Raw genomic sequence first — 15713 nt, forward strand, 5'->3', positions numbered from 1 at the left:
CGCGGCGTCGCCATATCCGGAAAGCAACACACGCTGTTTCAGAAGGCCGCGCCATGAACGCTCCGCTCAAGACCCTGAAGATCGACTTCGTGTCCGACGTCGTCTGCCCCTGGTGCGTGGTGGGGCTGGGCGGGTTGGAGACGGCGCTGGACGCGCTGAAGGGCGAGGGGATCGCCGCCGACATCGCCTTCCAGCCGTTCGAGCTGAACCCCCAGATCGCGCCCGAGGGCGAGAACATCGTCGAACACATCGGCCGCAAATACGGCGCGAGCCCTGAGCAGTCCGCCGCCAACCGCGCCATGATCCGCGAACGGGCGGGCGAGGTGGGCTTCGACATGCGCATGACCGACGGCAGCCGCATCTGGAACACCTTCGACGCCCACCGGCTGCTGCACTGGGCGCATGAGACGGCGCCGGAGAAGCAGAAGGCCCTCAAACAGGCGCTGTTCACCGCCCACTTCACCGAGAACAAGAACCTGACCGACGCCGGCGTCCTGACCACCGCCGCCGAAAAGGCCGGGCTGGACCGGGCCGAGGCGGGCGAGGTGCTGGCCTCGGGCCGCTACGCCCAGGCCGTGCGCCAGGCCGAAGACCTGTGGCGCGCGCGCGGCATCACCTCGGTCCCGGCCGTGGTGGTCGAGGGCAAATATCTGATCTCGGGCGGCCAGCCGGCCCAAGTGTTCGAAGAGGCCCTGCGCAAGATCGCATCGGAGGTCTAGGCCGTCTCCTACCTGCGCAGCGGGGAGGCGGCGCGGCGCCGCTCGGCGCCGTGACGGAGGGGTTCCTTCTGTAAAATCGACGTCTGTTGGGCCTCAAGAGCCCCTCCACCCCGCCCAGAGGGCGCGGTCCTCCTCCCCATCGCAGGCGATGGGGAGGAGACGGTCAGTCCGGCGGTCGGGGGACAAAAACACCGTCTATTTCGTCTAATTCGTCTGATCTCGGGGCCGGTTTCAGGTCGTCGAGCGCCTGGAGGCGGGCCATCAGGGCGTCGCGGCCGGCGTAATCGCCGCGTTTGAGGGCGCAGGCTTCGCGGGCGATCAGTCCGACCTGTTCGGCGACGGCGGCGGCGCGCTCGCCCAGGTCGGGTTCCTTGGGCGGCGTTGGGGGCGGCGCAAGCGGCTTCGGCGGGGGCGGAGACGAAGGTGTGGGCGGGGCGGCCGCCATGCGGGTCAGGTCGGCGTGCAGCCGCACCCAGCGCGCGGCCTCCAGCGCGCGCCCGGCCTGAAGCGCCCGGTTCAGCCGCACCAGGGCGTGGGCCGCCATGGCGCCATAGTCGGGCAGGCCGTCGGCCGTCTCGGCCTCCAGGTCGATGGGCTCGCAAAGCGGATCGGGCTGATCCTCGCGCCGCCAGCCTTCGTCCCTGGCGCGGGCGCGAAAGGTGCTGACCGCCATGCCATAGACGGCGCTGACCTCCTCGGCCGTGGACCCGGCCAGATAGGCCGTGCCCGCCGCCTCCCACGCCTCTTTCGACAGGCGGCGATAGGCCCGGTTCCGCACCCGGTCGGCCGCGCGCGCGGCGGGGTCCGAGGTGACCAGGTCCGGCAGCCGCAACAGATGCATCGGCAGGCCGTGCGCGCGCCAGAAGGCCGCCTCGGCCTCGGGCGAGGAATCCTGATGCAGGGCGTCACGATACGTCTGCTCCAGACCCGCCTCGCGCAGAATGCGGATCTGATCCAGCGCCTGCTGGGTCATCGCATCGTAAAACGGATCGCGCGGCCCCTCGAACCCGCCGTCGTCATAGCTGTGGTCGTCGTCCATCCCATCCCCGGCCTGTCGCCCGCGCCCGACACAGGACGCCCCGCCAGTCTAAGGCCGCCCCGGAGCGTGATCGGGTAGAGGGCGTCGATTTCGCGAAAGGCGAGGGATTTCAACGGCCGGGGCAGGGACGTCGTGCATAGGTAGCGGGGCTAGCTGTGCATTCCCTCTCCCGTTCGGAGAGGGCTTGAAGCCCGCAGAGCGTCAGCGATGCGCCTTGGCTGAAAGGGTGAGGGTCGTGCGTCTGAGGCGAGGGCCGACCCTCACCCTTTCGCGTTTCCAATCGCTTCGCTCTCGGACGCTCAAGCCCTCTCCCAACGGGAGAGGGAAGGCTTAAGCCCGCTTTTTCGGCGCAGGCGCGGCGTCGGCGGCGGTGACCAGATGCCCCTTCCAGCCGGGCGGCGGCAGGAACTTGCCGGACTGCTCCTCGCGCGTGCCGTGCTTCGCCATCTCGGCGGCGCGGCGCGCGGCCTTCAGCGCGGTTTCGTGGTCGAGCAGCATCTTGTTCATCGCGGTCCCCAATCTAGCAGATCGAGACCATCATCGCCATTGGCGTAGATTTTCCAGGCATCGACGGCGGGCTTGTAGGTCGTTTCAAGATATTCGGCGCTGAGCAGGAAGCGGCGGCGCAGGGTATCCTCGGGAATGCCGTGTCCCCCGCGCGCGACCCGGCGCGCGACGCGCGCAACCGAATAGTCGGCGTCGGGCAGGCGCAGATAGACCAGTTCCACCCGATAACCGAGCGCCCGCCAATGGCGAATGCGCACGGCGTGGGATCGTGTCGCCAGAGTGGTTTCAAGGATCACGTCCGACCCGGCGCGCGTCAGCGCGTCCAGCCGCTCCAGCACAAGCCGCCCGGCCGCCAGATCGCGCGCTGGGCCGTCGCCGGTCAGACCCCGCGCGACTTCATCCGGGTTGACGAACTGAAACGTCTCCGTCCGCTCGCGCAGGAAGCCGTTGATGAAGGTGGTCTTGCCGGCGCCGTTCGGACCGGCGAGGAGGACGAGGGTGGGCATGGGCTACGAACGTCGAAGCGCCACGGGCAACAGCTGATCGATTTCGCCGGGACCGAAGGTCAGGTCTTCATTGATCTGGAGAGCCTTCTGAGCGGCGCGATAGGCTTTCGCATCTGTCTGTGGCGCAGAAGCGTGCGCAGCGTTTAGACGCTCTTGGAGATCATCGCGCCGCTGTCGGATATCGCTAAGGGATAAATCTCCGACTTTCATGTCGGTAAGCAAACTTAGATAGCTCTCCCGGATATCCCAGGCCTGATTAGCAGCGGCCTTCATCTTCTGCGCTGAGCCGCCTGGGTCTATGTCTTTCGCGTAGGTGGCAAGTCCAAGAGTGGCCAGCGAAAGAATGGTGGTGCCGAACAAGTAGGCGTTCGAGTTTTTGGTGAAAACCAACCCTACCACTCCGACCGTGGTGACAGCGCTGAAGATCAGTTGCGCCAGCTTTATGTGGGTCAAACGGTCATTACATCGCTCGCCCATCTTCTCGTAGGTTTTGTGGCTGTAGACTACCCGCCCATAGCACTCTCGGATTTGGTCCTCGAGGGCGAATAATCCCTCCCCATGTTTATCGACCGATGTCATCCCAATGCCCTTGCTTACCCGCCACGCGTGTGGAACGTTAATAGAACATAGGCCGACGTGGTGCGCGATAGAAAATGGCTATTACTTCACAGGCAGAGGCCTTGCTCGAGGCACTGAGCAAGAGCCTAGAAGTGCCAGAGTCTCGATACGAGGCCGCCGACAGAAGCTACCAAGCAATTGCCGAATGGATGCGGCGGCCAAATTCCGAATTTTTCGACTTTGACGTCTCTGTCTATACGCAGGGGTCATTTCGCTTGGGTACGGCCATTCGGCCAGCTTCAGATGCCGAAGACTACGATTTAGACATCGTCTGCGAAGTCAGCGAACGCAAAGGGCAAACGACCCAGAAGGCTCTTCATGATGCTATGGGCCGTGAGACTCGTTCCTACGCCCGCTCCAAGGGCATGGAACCGCCAGAAGAGTGGGACCGTGTTTGGACTTTGAACTACGCGGACGGTGCCCAATTTCACATAGACCTCTTGCCGTCACTACCAGATGGGGCCCAGCAGCGGATATTGCTTGAGAGTGGAGGATTTCAGTATGATCGCGCGCTTACTGCGATTGCGATCACAGACAGGACGCATCCATTCTACACGCTGACTACAGAGAGTTGGCCAACCAGCAATCCGAATGGCTACGCTAGCTGGTTTTATGAAAGGATGGCTCCGGTCTTTCGGGCACGTCGGGAAGCCATCAGGGTTGCAGAGGCGAAAGTAGACGTCGCCGATATCCCGACCTACCGCGTAAAGACGCCGCTGCAGGTCGCCGTTCAAATCTTGAAAAGACATCGCGACCTCCGCTTCAGAGACGAACCTGAAAACAGACCGTCGTCGATCATTCTCACCACGTTAGCGGCGCACGCCTACAATCAGGAAACGACGATCTCGGGCGCGTTATTTTCCATCCTCGAGAGGATGGACAACCACATTGAAAAGCGAGGCGAAGTTCACTGGATTGCGAATCCAAGTGACCCACGAGAGAACTTCGCCGACTCTTGGAACGGAGAACCTCACAAGTCGCGAGCCTTTTTCGATTGGCTGGAAACCGCCCGCTCCGATTTCACCGCAGCAGCACGGTCATCAGATTACTGGGAAATCGTCGAAGCGCTTGCCCCTCGTATGGGCAGGCGTCTCGTCGAGGACGCTCTTGATCAGGTGTCGCCACGAACAGGGATAACGGCATCAGCCGCATCGATATTCCGACGCTTCCTCGACGCACCACATCGCAAAAATCCCAGTTGGCCAACGCTGCAGCTAGGCAATGTCCGCATTGCCTCGGTTACTGCTGATCCGAAGGGCTTCCGCGCTCAAGAGTATCCTAGTGACGGACCAGCGCTCCCAAAGGAAACGACGCTCCGCTTCCACGCGCAGACCGACTTAGCGAAGCCATATAGGGTCTACTGGCAGATTGTGAACACAGGACGTCAGGCTGCTGAAGCACGACAACTTCGAGGTGGGTTCGATGAGGACTCCGTCGAGCGCGGAAAACTTACCCGTGAGGAAACTACCCGGTACAACGGGAGCCACAGCGTTGAGGCCTTCATCGTCAAGGACGGCTACCTCGTCGCGCGGTCAGGCCTCTTCATTGTGAATGTGATGTGAGACTCACACCTTCACCTCCACTACCCCGCCGCCAGCCCGGAACTTCGCGCTCATCTCCGCCATGCCAGCTTCGGCTTCCGACAGGGAGGCGCCGGCGTCGTTCTGGGCCGCGGCGGCGTCGCGGATGTCCTGGCTGATCTTCATCGAGCAGAACTTGGGGCCGCACATGGAGCAGAAGTGGGCGGTCTTGTGGGCCTCCTTGGGCAGGGTGGCGTCGTGGTATTTGCGGGCGGTTTCGGGGTCCAGACCCAGGTTGAACTGATCCTCCCAGCGGAATTCGAACCGGGCGCGTGACAGGGCGTCGTCGTGCAGGCGGGCGGCGGGGTGGCCCTTGGCCAGGTCGGCGGCGTGGGCGGCGATCTTGTAGGTGATGACGCCGTCCTTGACGTCCTGACGATCCGGCAGGCCCAGGTGCTCTTTCGGCGTGACGTAGCAGAGCATGGCCGTGCCGAACCAGCCGATCATGGCCGCGCCAATGGCCGAGGTGATGTGGTCATAGCCCGGGGCGATGTCGGTGGTCAGGGGGCCAAGCGTATAGAAGGGCGCCTCGTGGCAGTGCTTCAGCTGCTCGTCCATATTCTGCTTGATCTTGTGCATCGGCACGTGGCCAGGGCCCTCGATCATGACCTGGCAGCCCTTGGCCCAGGCGATCTTGGTCAGTTCGCCCAGGGTGCGCAGCTCGGCGAACTGGGCCTCGTCATTGGCGTCGGCGATGGAGCCGGGGCGCAGACCGTCGCCCAGGCTGAAGCTGACATCATAGGCGCGCATGATGTCGCAGATGTCCTCGAAATGCTCGTAGAGGAAGCTCTCCTTGTGGTGGGCCAAGCACCATTTGGCCATGATGGAGCCGCCTCTGCTGACGATGCCCGTCACCCGCTTGGCCGTCATCGGCACGAAGGGCAGGCGCACGCCCGCGTGGATGGTGAAATAGTCCACGCCCTGTTCGGCCTGTTCGATCAGGGTGTCGCGGAACACCTCCCACGTCAGGTCCTCGGCGACGCCGTTCACCTTCTCCAGCGCCTGATAGATGGGCACGGTGCCGATGGGGACGGAACTGTTGCGGATGATCCAGTCGCGGATGTTGTGGATGTTGCGGCCCGTCGACAGGTCCATGACGTTGTCGGCGCCCCAGCGGGTGGCCCAGACCAGCTTGTCGACCTCGTCGTCCACGGAGGACAGGACCGCCGAGTTGCCGATGTTGGCATTGATCTTCACCAGGAAGTTGCGGCCGATGATCATCGGCTCGACCTCGGGGTGGTTGATGTTCTGCGGGATAATGGCGCGGCCGCGCGCGATCTCCTGCCGGACGAACTCGGGCGTCACGAAGTCGGGGATGGCGGCGCCGAAGTCCTCGCCGTCGCGGATGCAGGGGCTGTTCTGCTCGCGGCGCAGGTTCTCGCGGATGGCGACATATTCCATCTCGGGCGTGATGATCCCGGCTTGGGCGTATTCGTACTGGGTGACCGGGCGGCCCTCGACGCCCTTGAAGACGCGGTGGTTGGAGGTGTCGAAGCGCGGGGCCAGGTGGCGGCCCGACGCATGGCCGTTGTCCTCAGGCTTGACCTCGCGCGGATTGGCGACGGGGGCGATGTCGCCGCGATCCAACTGCCAGCTGGATTTGACGCGGGGCAGGCCGCGCTTGATGTCGATGGTCACGGTCGGGTCGGTGTAGGGGCCCGATGAATCATAGATGGTCACCGGCGGCTCGTTGGCGGATGCGTGGACGGCGACCTCGCGGAAGGGGACGCGGATGTCGGGATAGAGTTCGCCCGCGACATAGACCTTCCTCGATCCGGCACGCTCGCCGGTCGGGATGGTCCCGGTCTCCTTCAACACCTGTTCGCGCGCGTCTTTCAGCGCCAGATCCACATTGGGTTCCTCGGGCAGGGCGGGCGGAGTGACTTGGATGTTCATGGCGGCCTCAAACGGTTTGAGGTCCGCCGACGTCGGGCGCGAGGGTCCTGTAGCGTGAGGACCGATAGCGTTACTCATCCCTTCGCCGGCATGACCCGGATCAGGTTCGACGGGTCAGAGGAGAAACCTCTATCTCAGCCGCTCGATTGCGACCCCCCGGAGAACGCCTGCAGGCTAACCCGCGTCGCGGCGGATGTCGAGTTGTCCGAAACCGCACATAAGTCGTTGTAGGCGCGGCGGATTTATTGGGCTATGCGCAAAGCTTGGGCCGGATGCCGGCGTCGGCGGAGTGAAACGAGGATATGAGCCTGAACCTGGAACGCGTCCTCTACACCAGCCGCGCGCGCGGCAACGCCGACAGCCTGATGATGCAGGTGGACATTCTGGCCACGTCGCAGCGGAACAATGCGCGCGACGACCTGACCGGGGCGCTGCTGATCCACGACGGACGGTTCCTGCAGGTGCTGGAGGGGGCGGCGCAGGATCTGGACCGGCTGATGACGCGGCTGGCGGGCGATCCGCGTCATGACGAGGTGGTGGTGATCGAGCGCAAGCCGATCCCGGCGCGCGGCTTTTCCGGCTGGGCCATGGCCAGCGTGCGCGTGACCCCGGCGCTGGAAGAGACGCTGCGGGCCACGGTGGACGGCGCCGGCGCGCCCCAGCAGACGGTCGAGCGGATGCAGGACGCGGTGCTGGCCCAGGCGGCCTGAACGCCCTCTAGGGCGCCGACCAGCCCTTGACCGAGACGGCCGCCGCGCGCGGATCGGCGTCGAAGCGGAGGTAGGCCTTGGCGTGGCCGTGGCCGGGGACGTAGTCCAGGCTGGCGGTCGCGGTCTGGTCGCCCAGAACCCCTTCGATATCCACTGCGGCGGCGGTGTCGTCGCCGTCGTTCTGGACACGGACGGTCGCGACCTGGCCTGCGGTCGTGACGTCCACGGCGACGATGCGGGCGCTGAGCGCGGGCGGGGCTGTGGGCTGGAGCGCCTCCCACACCACGATGCCGATGGCGGTCAGGGTGATGACGGCGCCGAGCAAGGCCATGCCCCATTGCAACAGAGGGCGGGTCGACGCGGCGGGCTTCTTCTTCGTGGGCATGGGGTCAGACCAACAGACGGGCGGCGGCGGCGCCGATGGCGGCGGGGAAGCCCAGGACGACCATGGTCTGGACCACGCCGGCGACGGCATGGCCGTCGGTGCGCCCGAACAGGAACAGGGTGAACAGGCTGACGGCCAGGGCGATGGCATAGCCGGGCAAGGTGAAATGCAGGAAGGCCTTGAGCGGATGATCGGCCTCTTCCTGACCGGCGAAGCCCGCCTTGAAGACGATCAGGTGGAGCAGAAGGATGGAGACGGCGATCAGGGCCAAGATGTGGGCGGGCGTCGCCTTGTAGGCGATCAGGATCATCTCTTCGGTCGGGGCCACGTTCAGAGCGAAGAAAAGGGCGCCGGCCGCCATCAGGAACAGTTCGCCGAAATAGGAGGCCTGATCCTCGTCGGTGTCGCCTCCGCCGTCGCCGCTGAGCTGACGCCGGGCCAAAAGCGCGCCCATGGCGCCGGGAATGGCCTGAAGCGCGACCATGCCCAGGCCCTCGCGCGGCGGCGCGTCCCATTCGACGACGCCGAACAGGATCAGCAGCACCGAGGCGGTGATGAAGCCGACCGCCAGGGCCACGGCGGTGTCCAGCGCATCGTTGACCGGCCCGCGCCGCTTGGAGAAGCCGGCGTAATAGGCCAGGCCGTAAAGCAGCGGCAGGCCGGCGACGATGAAGGTCAGCAACCGCCAGCGGTCCATGATCACGCCCTGCGCCCACATCTCCATCGTCATCAACAGCGGAATGTTGAACACCAGGGCGCCGGCGAAGGCGCGCCCAAGATCGCGGACATAGGCGCGCTCGCGTTGCAGATCCAAAGGGGGCGCGGCGGCGGTCATGCGGCGGCAACGCTTGGACGCCGGCTTAGCTCCGGACCACTTGTCGAACGACGTTCAGGCGGCGTTCATTCGCAGCCAAGCTTGGTGTTAAGCTCTAGGGAGAGGGAATGATGAAACAGATCAAGACGACCGCCGTGATCGCGGTTCTGGCGTGCGCGGGCTTGACGGCCTGCGCCTCGGTGGACGTCGGCGGGGCGCCGATGGCCCTGTCGCCCGCCATGGCCGAGCAGGCGCGGATCGGCAGCGTCACGACGACGACCGGCTGGCTGGACGCCGAGGACGACTTCGCCGACACCTTCAACGACGAGGTGCTGAACGAAATGGGGCTGTGCGCCGGCGGCCGGCATCGGCTGAACCTGAGCATCCATGTCGAGGCGCTGAGCCGGGCGCCGCGCCTGGCCATTCTGGCCGGCGATCGCGCCGAACACCGAATGCGGGCGACGGCGGAACTGCGCGATCCGGCGCAGGGCGGTCAGGTGGTCGGGCGTTATCCGCTGGTCGTGACGGTGGATGCGGGCGCCGGGGTGCTGGATGCCTTGATGGATCGCCAGGCGGTCACGTCCCACGCCTTCGCCCAGGCCCTGTGCGACGCCGCCTTCGTCGCGCCGACGCGTGTGGCCGAGGCCGGCGCGCCGGGCTGAGGTCGAGGGCGGAGCGTAGGGGCCGCCAGCTTGGGTCCGGCGCTTTTGAATGTCACGGGCGCGGGCTATCAAGACGGCGAACAGGAAACCGTCCCATGCATCTCGCCCGTTTCGCCCGCATCCGCCTGGCCCATCTGCCGACGCCGCTGGAACCGTTGCCCCGCCTGTCGGAGGAGTTGGGTCTGGATCTGTGGATCAAGCGCGACGACTGCACCGGCCTGGCCGGCGGCGGCAACAAGACACGCAAGCTGGAGTTCCTGCTGGGCGCGGCGTTCGAAGAGGACGCCGACACGCTGGTGACGCAAGGGGCGGTGCAGTCCAACCATGTGCGCCAGACGGCGGCGGCGGCGGCGGCCCACGGTCTGGCGTGCGAGATCATTCTGGAAGAGCGGACGGGGTCCAAGGCGACGGACTATGTCGGCAACGGAAACGTGCTGCTGGATCGGCTGTTTGGGGCCAACCTGCGCACCGTGCCGGGCGGGACGGACATGGTCGCCGAGCTGGAGAAGACGGCGGCCGAGGTGCGGGCGCGGGGCGGCAAGCCCTATGTCATTCCCGGCGGCGGATCGAACCCTACGGGTGCTTTGGGCTATGTCGATTGCGCGCGCGAGATCGTGGTCCAGGCCGATGAGATGGATCTGGAGGTTCACCGGATCGTGACGGCGACGGGCAGCGCGGGCACCCACGCGGGCCTGGTCGCCGGACTGGCGGTCATGGGGGCGGACATTCCCGTGCTGGGCATCGGTGTGCGGGCGCCCAAGGACAAGCAGGAGGCGAACGTCTTCAAACTGGCCGAGGAAACGGCCGCCCTGCTGGGCCAGCCGGGCCGGGTGACGCGCGAGCAGGTGGTCGCCGACTGCGACTATGTGGGCGAGGGCTATGGCCTGATCGACCAGGGGGTGATCGACGCCCTGACCCTGGCCGCGCGTCTGGACGGGATCGTGCTGGACCCGGTCTATTCCGGCAAGGCGATGAAGGGGCTGATCGCCCTGGCGCGCGCCGGACAATTCAAGGGCGAGACGGTGGTCTTCCTGCACACCGGCGGGGCGCAGGGGCTGTTCGGCTATCAGACCGAGATCGAAGGGGCGCTGTAGAGGCGGCGCGCGTCATGGACCCGCGCGAGGCGACGTTGGCGCTTCTGGCCGCGCGGGCCGAGGACGCCACCGTCTGCCCCAGCGAGGTCGCGCGGGTGGTCGCGGGCGAGGGCGGCGCGTGGCGCGAGGCGATGCCACAGGTTCACGCCGCGGTGGACGCCCTGGTGGACGAGGGCGCGGTGCGACTGAGCTGGAAGGGGCGGCCGCTGGCGCTGCGCGCGGGGCCCTATCGGATCGCGCGGGCTCGAAGCGGTGAAGACGGGGGCGGCGGGTGACGGTGCGCGAGATCGAACCTGTTCCGCCGGCGCTGTCTTTGACGGCGGTGTTTCTGCGGTTCCTGCGGTTCGGGCTGCTGGCTTTCGGCGGGCCGGTGGCGCAGATCGCGATGATCCGGCGCGAGCTGGTCGATCAGGGCCGGTGGATGTCCAGCGCTCGGTTCAACCGGCTGCTGGCGGTGTTGCAGATCCTGCCGGGGCCGGAGGCGCACGAGCTGTGCGTGCATATGGGCATGCGGGCGCGGGGGCGGATGGGCGGTCTGCTGGCGGGCCTGGGGTTCATGCTGCCGGGGCTGATCCTGATGCTGGGGATCGGCTGGGCCTATGTGGCGCTGTCGCCGGTCGTGGGCCTGCTGGCCGGGGCGTTCCTGGGGGTTCAGGCGGCTGTGGTCGCGGTGATTGTGCGCGCCGTCTGCAAGATTGGATCGCATATTCTGGAGGATCGCTGGCTATGGGCCGTCGCCGTCGTCGGCTTTGCGGCGACCATGGCGGGAGCGGCCTTCTGGATCGTACTGGCGGCGGGCGGGGCGGCCTATCTGCTGGTCCGGGTCGGGCGGGTCGGCCTGGCCGTCGGGGTCGTGGCGCTGGCGGTTCTCGCAGCCCTGGCGATGCACGGGCTGGGGAACGGCGGGCCGGTGTTTGGACAGACGGCGGGGCCGGCGGGCGATGGCGGCTGGGTCGCGATGTTCTGGACGGGGCTGAAGGCGGGGCTGCTGACGTTCGGCGGCGCCTATACCGCCATTCCCTATGTGCGCGCCGATACGGTGGGGCGCGGGCTGATCGACGATGCGGCGTTTCTGGACGGGATCGCCTTTGCGGGGGTGATCCCGGCGCCGCTGGTGATCTTTTGCACCTTCGTCGGCTTTGTGGTCGCGGGCTGGGGCGGGGCGCTGGCGATGACGGCCGGGGTGTTCGCGCCCGCCTTCGCCTTTTCGATGATCTTCTATGAGCGGCTGGAGGCGGTGGTCGAGGACCGGCGGCTGCACGATGTTCTGGGCGGGGTCGCCGCCGCTGTCGTGGGGATCATCGCCGCGACCAGCGTGGAGCTTGGTTGGGCGACCTTGCAGCGGGCGCCGTCGATGGCGGCGGCCGTGGCGATCTTTGCGGTCGCCCTGGCGGTGGCGTGGGCCTGGAAGAGCCGCTACGCCGTGCCGGCAGTTCTGGCCGCCGCGGCGGTCGTGGGATGGGGCGTGATGCGATGAGCAAGATCCTGGGCGTGATCGGCGGCATGGGACCGGCGGCGACGGTGGCGTTTCTGGCGCGGGTGCAGGCGCTGACGCCGGCGGAAGGAGACGCCGATCACATCCGGGTGGTGATGGACCTGAACCCCCAAATTCCCGATCGCAACACGCGGCCGGGCGAGGCCGAGTTGGTGCTGGGACAGATGGCCGAGGGGCTGGCGGCGGCGGGAGCCGAAGTGATCGCCATGCCGTGCAACACCGCCCACGCCCAGGCGGACGGCATCCGCGCGGCGTGCGAGGCGAAGGGTCTGCGCTTCATCGACATGATCGCGGCGACGGCGGATGCGGCGGCGGCCTCTGGAGTTGAGCGGATCGGGGTGCTGGCGACGCCGGGGGGCGAGAGGCTTTACACGCAGGCGCTGGCGGCGCGCGGCGTCGACACCGTGCTGCTGGAGGGGGCGGACCGCGAGGCCTTCATGGGCCTGGTCTATGGGGTCAAGCGCGGCGATGTCGGCGAGACGGCGCGGGCAGGGATGTTGCGGCTGGCTCAGACCCTGGCGGATGCGGGCGCGCATGGGCTGATCGCCGGCTGCACCGAGGTGCCGCTGCTGCTGAAGGCCGAGGATGCGCCGATCCCGCTGACGGATTCGGCCGAGGTGTTGGCCCAGGCCTGCGTGCAGGCATGTCGGGTCTGAGGCGCGGTTGCGGCTTGCTCCGCGCGGCCGGCCTGCCTAGTCATGGGCTGTGTCTATTCAGTCCCTGATCATCGATTGCGACCCCGGCGTGGACGACGCCGTGGCGCTGTTTCTGGCCTTCGCCGCGCCCGAGCTGGAGCTGCTGGCCGTCACCACGGTCGGGGGCAATGTTCCCGGCGCCAAGACCCAGCGCAATGCGCGCATCATCCGCCAGATCGCCGGGCGCGAGGACGTGCCGGTTTTCGGCGGGGCGGAGCGGCCGCTGAAACGTCCGCCGGCGGGCGCGGGCGAGTTTCACGGCGTCGAGGGTCTGGGCGATCTGGAGCCGTTCGAACCGACGGGGATCGTCGGCGACGGGCCGGCCGCCAACGCCATCGTCGATCTGGTGATGAGCCGGCCCGAAGGCTCGGTCGCCATCGCCGTCCTGGGGCCGATGACCAATCTGGCGCTGGCGATGCGGCGTGAGCGGCGGCTGGCCGAACGGCTGGGGCCGGTGGTCGTCATGGGCGGGGCGCGGTCGGAAGGCGGCAATGTCACCGCATCCGCTGAGTTCAACATCTGGGCCGATCCGGATGCGGCGGCGGTGGTGTTCGGATCGGGCTGTCGGGTCGTCGCCTTCGGCCTGGACGCGACCCATCAGGTGCGCGCGACCGAGGACCGGATCTTGGCGATAGAGGCCATCGACAGCGAGGCCGCGCGGGCGGCGGCGTCAACGCTGCGGTTCTCGCAGCGGGTCGAGCGCGAGATCGTGGGGTGGGATGCGGCCCCGTTGCATGACCCGTGTCCCATCGCCTGGCTGATCAAGCCCGACCTGTTCGAGACGAAGCCCTGCCGGATCGAGGTGGAGACGGGTTCGGACCTGACGCGAGGCCATACGGCGGTGGAGTTCCGGATCGATCCGGCGACGGCGCGGCATCGCTGGGCGGTCGCGGCGGACGCGCAAGGGGTGTTCGATCTGATCGTCGCCAAGCTGAAGGCTCAGGCCCTGGAGGCCGCCGAATGAGGATCACCGTCGTCGGCTCGATCAATCTGGATCTGGTCGCCACCGCGCCCCAACTGCCGGCGCCGGGCGAGACGGTGACCGGGGCGATCCTGGCGCGGCATCCCGGCGGCAAGGGCGCCAATCAGGCGTTGGCGGCCGAGAAACTGGGGGCCGAGGTCTGTCTGATCGGCCGGGTGGGCGACGACGCCATGGCCGGCGAGGCCCTGGCCCTGATGGAGGATCTGGGCGTCGATCTGGCGGGGGTGGAGGTGGATGTGGCGGCCCCGACGGGCGTCGCCCTGATCGCCGTCGATCCGACCGGCGAGAACCAGATCGTGGTCGCGGCCGGCGCCAACCACATGGTCACCCCTGAACAGCTGCCGCAGCGGATCGAGGGCGCGCTGATCGTACAGCTGGAGCTGCCGATCGAGACGGTGGAGGCGGCGGTGGGCCGGGCGACGGGCTTCGTCTGCGCCAATCTGGCGCCCGCCGCGCCGGTTTCGGAACTGTTGCTGCGCCGCGCCGACCTGATCGTCGTCAACGAGACCGAGGCGGCCTTCTATGGCGACGGCCTGCACCGAGGCGGGGGACGGGTCGTCGTCACCAAGGGCGCCCGAGGCGCGGCCATGTATCAGCGCGGCGTCGAAATGGCCTGGGCGACCCCGCCGGCCGTCGAGGCGGTCGATGCGACGGGCGCGGGCGACGCCTTCGTCGCCGCCATCACGGTGGCTTTGCTGGAAGGCATGGACCCGGCCGAGGCGCTGCGCTTCGCCTGCGCCGCCGGAGCCTTCGCCGCGACCCGCCCGGGCGCGCAGCCCTCGGCGCCGGAGCGCGATCAGGTCGAGGCGCTGCTCAATGCTCAATAGACGCGGGCGCTGACGGCGCTGCGTCGGCGCATGCCGGGATGCACCAGATCACCGCACGCCTTCACGAAACGGCTGCGCCAGGGTTCGGAAATTGTCGGCGCTGAAATGGTCTGGCCATCAAAGGTGAAGGCGATGGGTGCGCCCTGTGCCAAAGGCTCCAAAATCTCGTCTGCGATCGAAAATGCGTATTCAAGGGCGGGATCGTCAGCCTCGCCTTTCACCCGAGGCGAGCCTGTTCTGACGACGTCGCCGACCCGCAGGTCCATCTCAGGTTGGGGCCATGCATCGCGGGGTGAAAATCCCCGCACGATGGCGGTCATGGATGGGCCTTCGCAGAATAGCATGACCTGCGGGGTCGCACTGTACGGTTTGGACGCATTGGGAACCAGGAAGGCCACGGCCGGAACGTTGGGCCTAAAGAATCCTCTCCATTCCTCCCCTCCAGAGCTATGCGCGGCCGACCCTAGCGGTGATGTGGCTCCAGAGGATGAGACAGCCGGATATTGAAACCTGCTGGTGACGAGGCCCGCCAATGCGGCCGCAAAGATTACCCCAACCGCCATCGCTGTTTTCCACAAACTGACCTTGCCGGTCGCTGCTCGATCCGAGCCCGACGAGTGCCGCCCGGGCGTCTGGCGGCCAACACCGAATAGTTTGGGCCGACTTTCTTGTGGCGGCTGTGGAGCTTGATCGGCGAGACGGCGCGCCAACTCGCGGCTGCTGACTGCGCCGGTTTTGCGCCGTGCCGATCGGAGCCTTTCGTTGATGCTATTGACCGACAGCCCCGTCAGATTGGCGATGGTCTTGGCGGTGTGACCCTGAGCCAGAAGGCGAAGCAGGTCCTGTTCCTGAGCGGTGAGACGATCGAGATTTAGAGACATGGAATAGCGCCGAACGGACATGCCTGTCGTTCCTAAGCAAAGGCGCCGATAGCGGAAACTCCGAAGGCGCCGCAGACCGCTACGATTTTCTTGTGGCCGTCGAAATCGGGTCGATGCGCGACAAGGCCAAAAGAGGCGCCGTTCACACGCAAACATTCGACGCAGGGAAGGCTCGCCATACTTCCGTCAATCACAACCTGCGGTTTAGGGTGAGGTGGAGGGACGAATGCTGACACGACGAGGATTAGGGCTGGCGGCCGTTGCGACGGGGGCGCTGGGTGTGCGACCTGCTTGGTCGCAGAC

Annotated in this window: 18 protein-coding genes and 1 riboswitch; of the genes, 10 read left to right on the forward strand and 8 right to left on the reverse strand. The window is 66.8% G+C overall.

What is annotated here, in order from left to right; translation table 11 throughout:
* The first annotated feature begins 53 nt into the window (after positions 1-53).
* On the forward strand, positions 54-719 hold the full coding sequence (locus A4249_RS15690; RefSeq protein WP_066554356.1) for a DsbA family oxidoreductase: 666 nt from the start codon (positions 54-56) through the stop codon (positions 717-719).
* A gap of 163 nt (positions 720-882) precedes the next feature.
* Here A4249_RS15690 and A4249_RS15695 read toward each other — a convergent pair whose 3' ends face one another.
* The 4 genes from A4249_RS15695 to A4249_RS15705 all read right to left on the reverse strand — a co-directional run bounded on the left by A4249_RS15695 (position 883) and on the right by A4249_RS15705 (position 3350).
* Positions 883-1758, reverse strand: coding sequence for a hypothetical protein (locus A4249_RS15695; RefSeq protein ID WP_066554358.1), 876 nt, complete (start codon positions 1756-1758; stop codon positions 883-885).
* 330 nt (positions 1759-2088) lie between these two features.
* Positions 2089-2265, reverse strand: a complete 177-nt coding sequence (locus A4249_RS16700; RefSeq protein WP_156494731.1) for a hypothetical protein — start codon at positions 2263-2265, stop codon at positions 2089-2091.
* The gene (locus A4249_RS15700; RefSeq protein WP_066554361.1) at positions 2262-2771 is read right to left on the reverse strand and encodes an AAA family ATPase; all 510 of its coding nucleotides are present in this window, start codon (positions 2769-2771) and stop codon (positions 2262-2264) included. The genes A4249_RS16700 and A4249_RS15700 overlap by 4 nt, the downstream gene beginning before the upstream one ends.
* Positions 2772-2774: 3 nt before the next feature.
* Positions 2775-3350, reverse strand: a complete 576-nt coding sequence (locus A4249_RS15705) for an SLATT domain-containing protein (RefSeq protein WP_066554364.1) — start codon at positions 3348-3350, stop codon at positions 2775-2777.
* 101 nt (positions 3351-3451) lie between these two features.
* Between A4249_RS15705 and A4249_RS15710 the strand changes: the two genes are divergently transcribed.
* Positions 3452-4951 (forward strand): nucleotidyltransferase, encoded by a 1500-nt coding sequence (locus A4249_RS15710; protein WP_197458409.1) that lies wholly within the window; start codon positions 3452-3454, stop codon positions 4949-4951.
* A gap of 3 nt (positions 4952-4954) precedes the next feature.
* Here A4249_RS15710 and thiC read toward each other — a convergent pair whose 3' ends face one another.
* The gene (gene thiC / locus A4249_RS15715) at positions 4955-6865 is read right to left on the reverse strand and encodes a phosphomethylpyrimidine synthase ThiC (protein WP_066554368.1); all 1911 of its coding nucleotides are present in this window, start codon (positions 6863-6865) and stop codon (positions 4955-4957) included.
* A gap of 59 nt (positions 6866-6924) precedes the next feature.
* Positions 6925-7034: riboswitch (TPP riboswitch) on the reverse strand.
* 133 nt (positions 7035-7167) lie between these two features.
* On the opposite strand from thiC, the gene A4249_RS15720 reads away from it, so the two are divergent.
* Positions 7168-7575 (forward strand): BLUF domain-containing protein, encoded by a 408-nt coding sequence (locus A4249_RS15720; protein ID WP_066554378.1) that lies wholly within the window; start codon positions 7168-7170, stop codon positions 7573-7575.
* Positions 7576-7582: 7 nt separating this feature from the next.
* On the opposite strand, the gene A4249_RS15725 is transcribed toward A4249_RS15720, so the two are convergent.
* Both A4249_RS15725 and A4249_RS15730 read right to left on the reverse strand, forming a co-directional pair.
* Positions 7583-7960: a hypothetical protein gene (locus A4249_RS15725; RefSeq protein WP_055806553.1), complete on the reverse strand. Its 378-nt coding sequence runs from the start codon at positions 7958-7960 to the stop codon at positions 7583-7585.
* 4 nt (positions 7961-7964) lie between these two features.
* A complete protein-coding gene (locus A4249_RS15730) occupies positions 7965-8795 on the reverse strand; it encodes a TIGR02587 family membrane protein (RefSeq protein WP_055806551.1) in 831 nt (276 codons plus the stop codon).
* A gap of 107 nt (positions 8796-8902) precedes the next feature.
* Here A4249_RS15730 and A4249_RS15735 point away from each other — a divergent pair, with 107 nt between their 5' ends.
* The 7 genes from A4249_RS15735 to A4249_RS15765 all read left to right on the forward strand — a co-directional run bounded on the left by A4249_RS15735 (position 8903) and on the right by A4249_RS15765 (position 14529).
* Positions 8903-9436, forward strand: a complete 534-nt coding sequence (locus A4249_RS15735; RefSeq protein WP_231868727.1) for a hypothetical protein — start codon at positions 8903-8905, stop codon at positions 9434-9436.
* Positions 9437-9531: 95 nt separating this feature from the next.
* Complete coding sequence (locus A4249_RS15740; RefSeq protein WP_066554381.1) at positions 9532-10530, forward strand: D-cysteine desulfhydrase; 999 nt, start codon at positions 9532-9534, stop codon at positions 10528-10530.
* A 14-nt stretch (positions 10531-10544) separates the two neighbouring features.
* Positions 10545-10805, forward strand: a complete 261-nt coding sequence (locus tag A4249_RS15745) for a DUF3253 domain-containing protein (RefSeq protein WP_066554383.1) — start codon at positions 10545-10547, stop codon at positions 10803-10805.
* A 2-nt stretch (positions 10806-10807) separates the two neighbouring features.
* The gene (gene chrA / locus A4249_RS15750; protein WP_156494732.1) at positions 10808-12007 is read left to right on the forward strand and encodes a chromate efflux transporter; all 1200 of its coding nucleotides are present in this window, start codon (positions 10808-10810) and stop codon (positions 12005-12007) included.
* Entirely contained in the window at positions 12004-12681 is a 678-nt protein-coding gene (locus A4249_RS15755; RefSeq protein WP_066554388.1) for an aspartate/glutamate racemase family protein, read from the forward strand. Before chrA ends, A4249_RS15755 begins: the two co-directional genes overlap by 4 nt.
* A gap of 49 nt (positions 12682-12730) precedes the next feature.
* Positions 12731-13684, forward strand: a complete 954-nt coding sequence (locus A4249_RS15760) for a nucleoside hydrolase (protein ID WP_066554394.1) — start codon at positions 12731-12733, stop codon at positions 13682-13684.
* Positions 13681-14529, forward strand: a complete 849-nt coding sequence (locus tag A4249_RS15765; RefSeq protein ID WP_066554395.1) for a ribokinase — start codon at positions 13681-13683, stop codon at positions 14527-14529. The genes A4249_RS15760 and A4249_RS15765 overlap by 4 nt, the downstream gene beginning before the upstream one ends.
* On the opposite strand, the gene A4249_RS16410 is transcribed toward A4249_RS15765, so the two are convergent.
* Complete coding sequence (locus A4249_RS16410; protein WP_231868728.1) at positions 14523-15431, reverse strand: helix-turn-helix transcriptional regulator; 909 nt, start codon at positions 15429-15431, stop codon at positions 14523-14525. The genes A4249_RS15765 and A4249_RS16410 overlap by 7 nt on opposite strands.
* Between the last annotated feature and the right edge of the window lie 282 nt (positions 15432-15713).

The organism is Brevundimonas sp. GW460-12-10-14-LB2 (assembly GCF_001636925.1).
GTDB lineage: Bacteria > Pseudomonadota > Alphaproteobacteria > Caulobacterales > Caulobacteraceae > Brevundimonas > Brevundimonas vesicularis.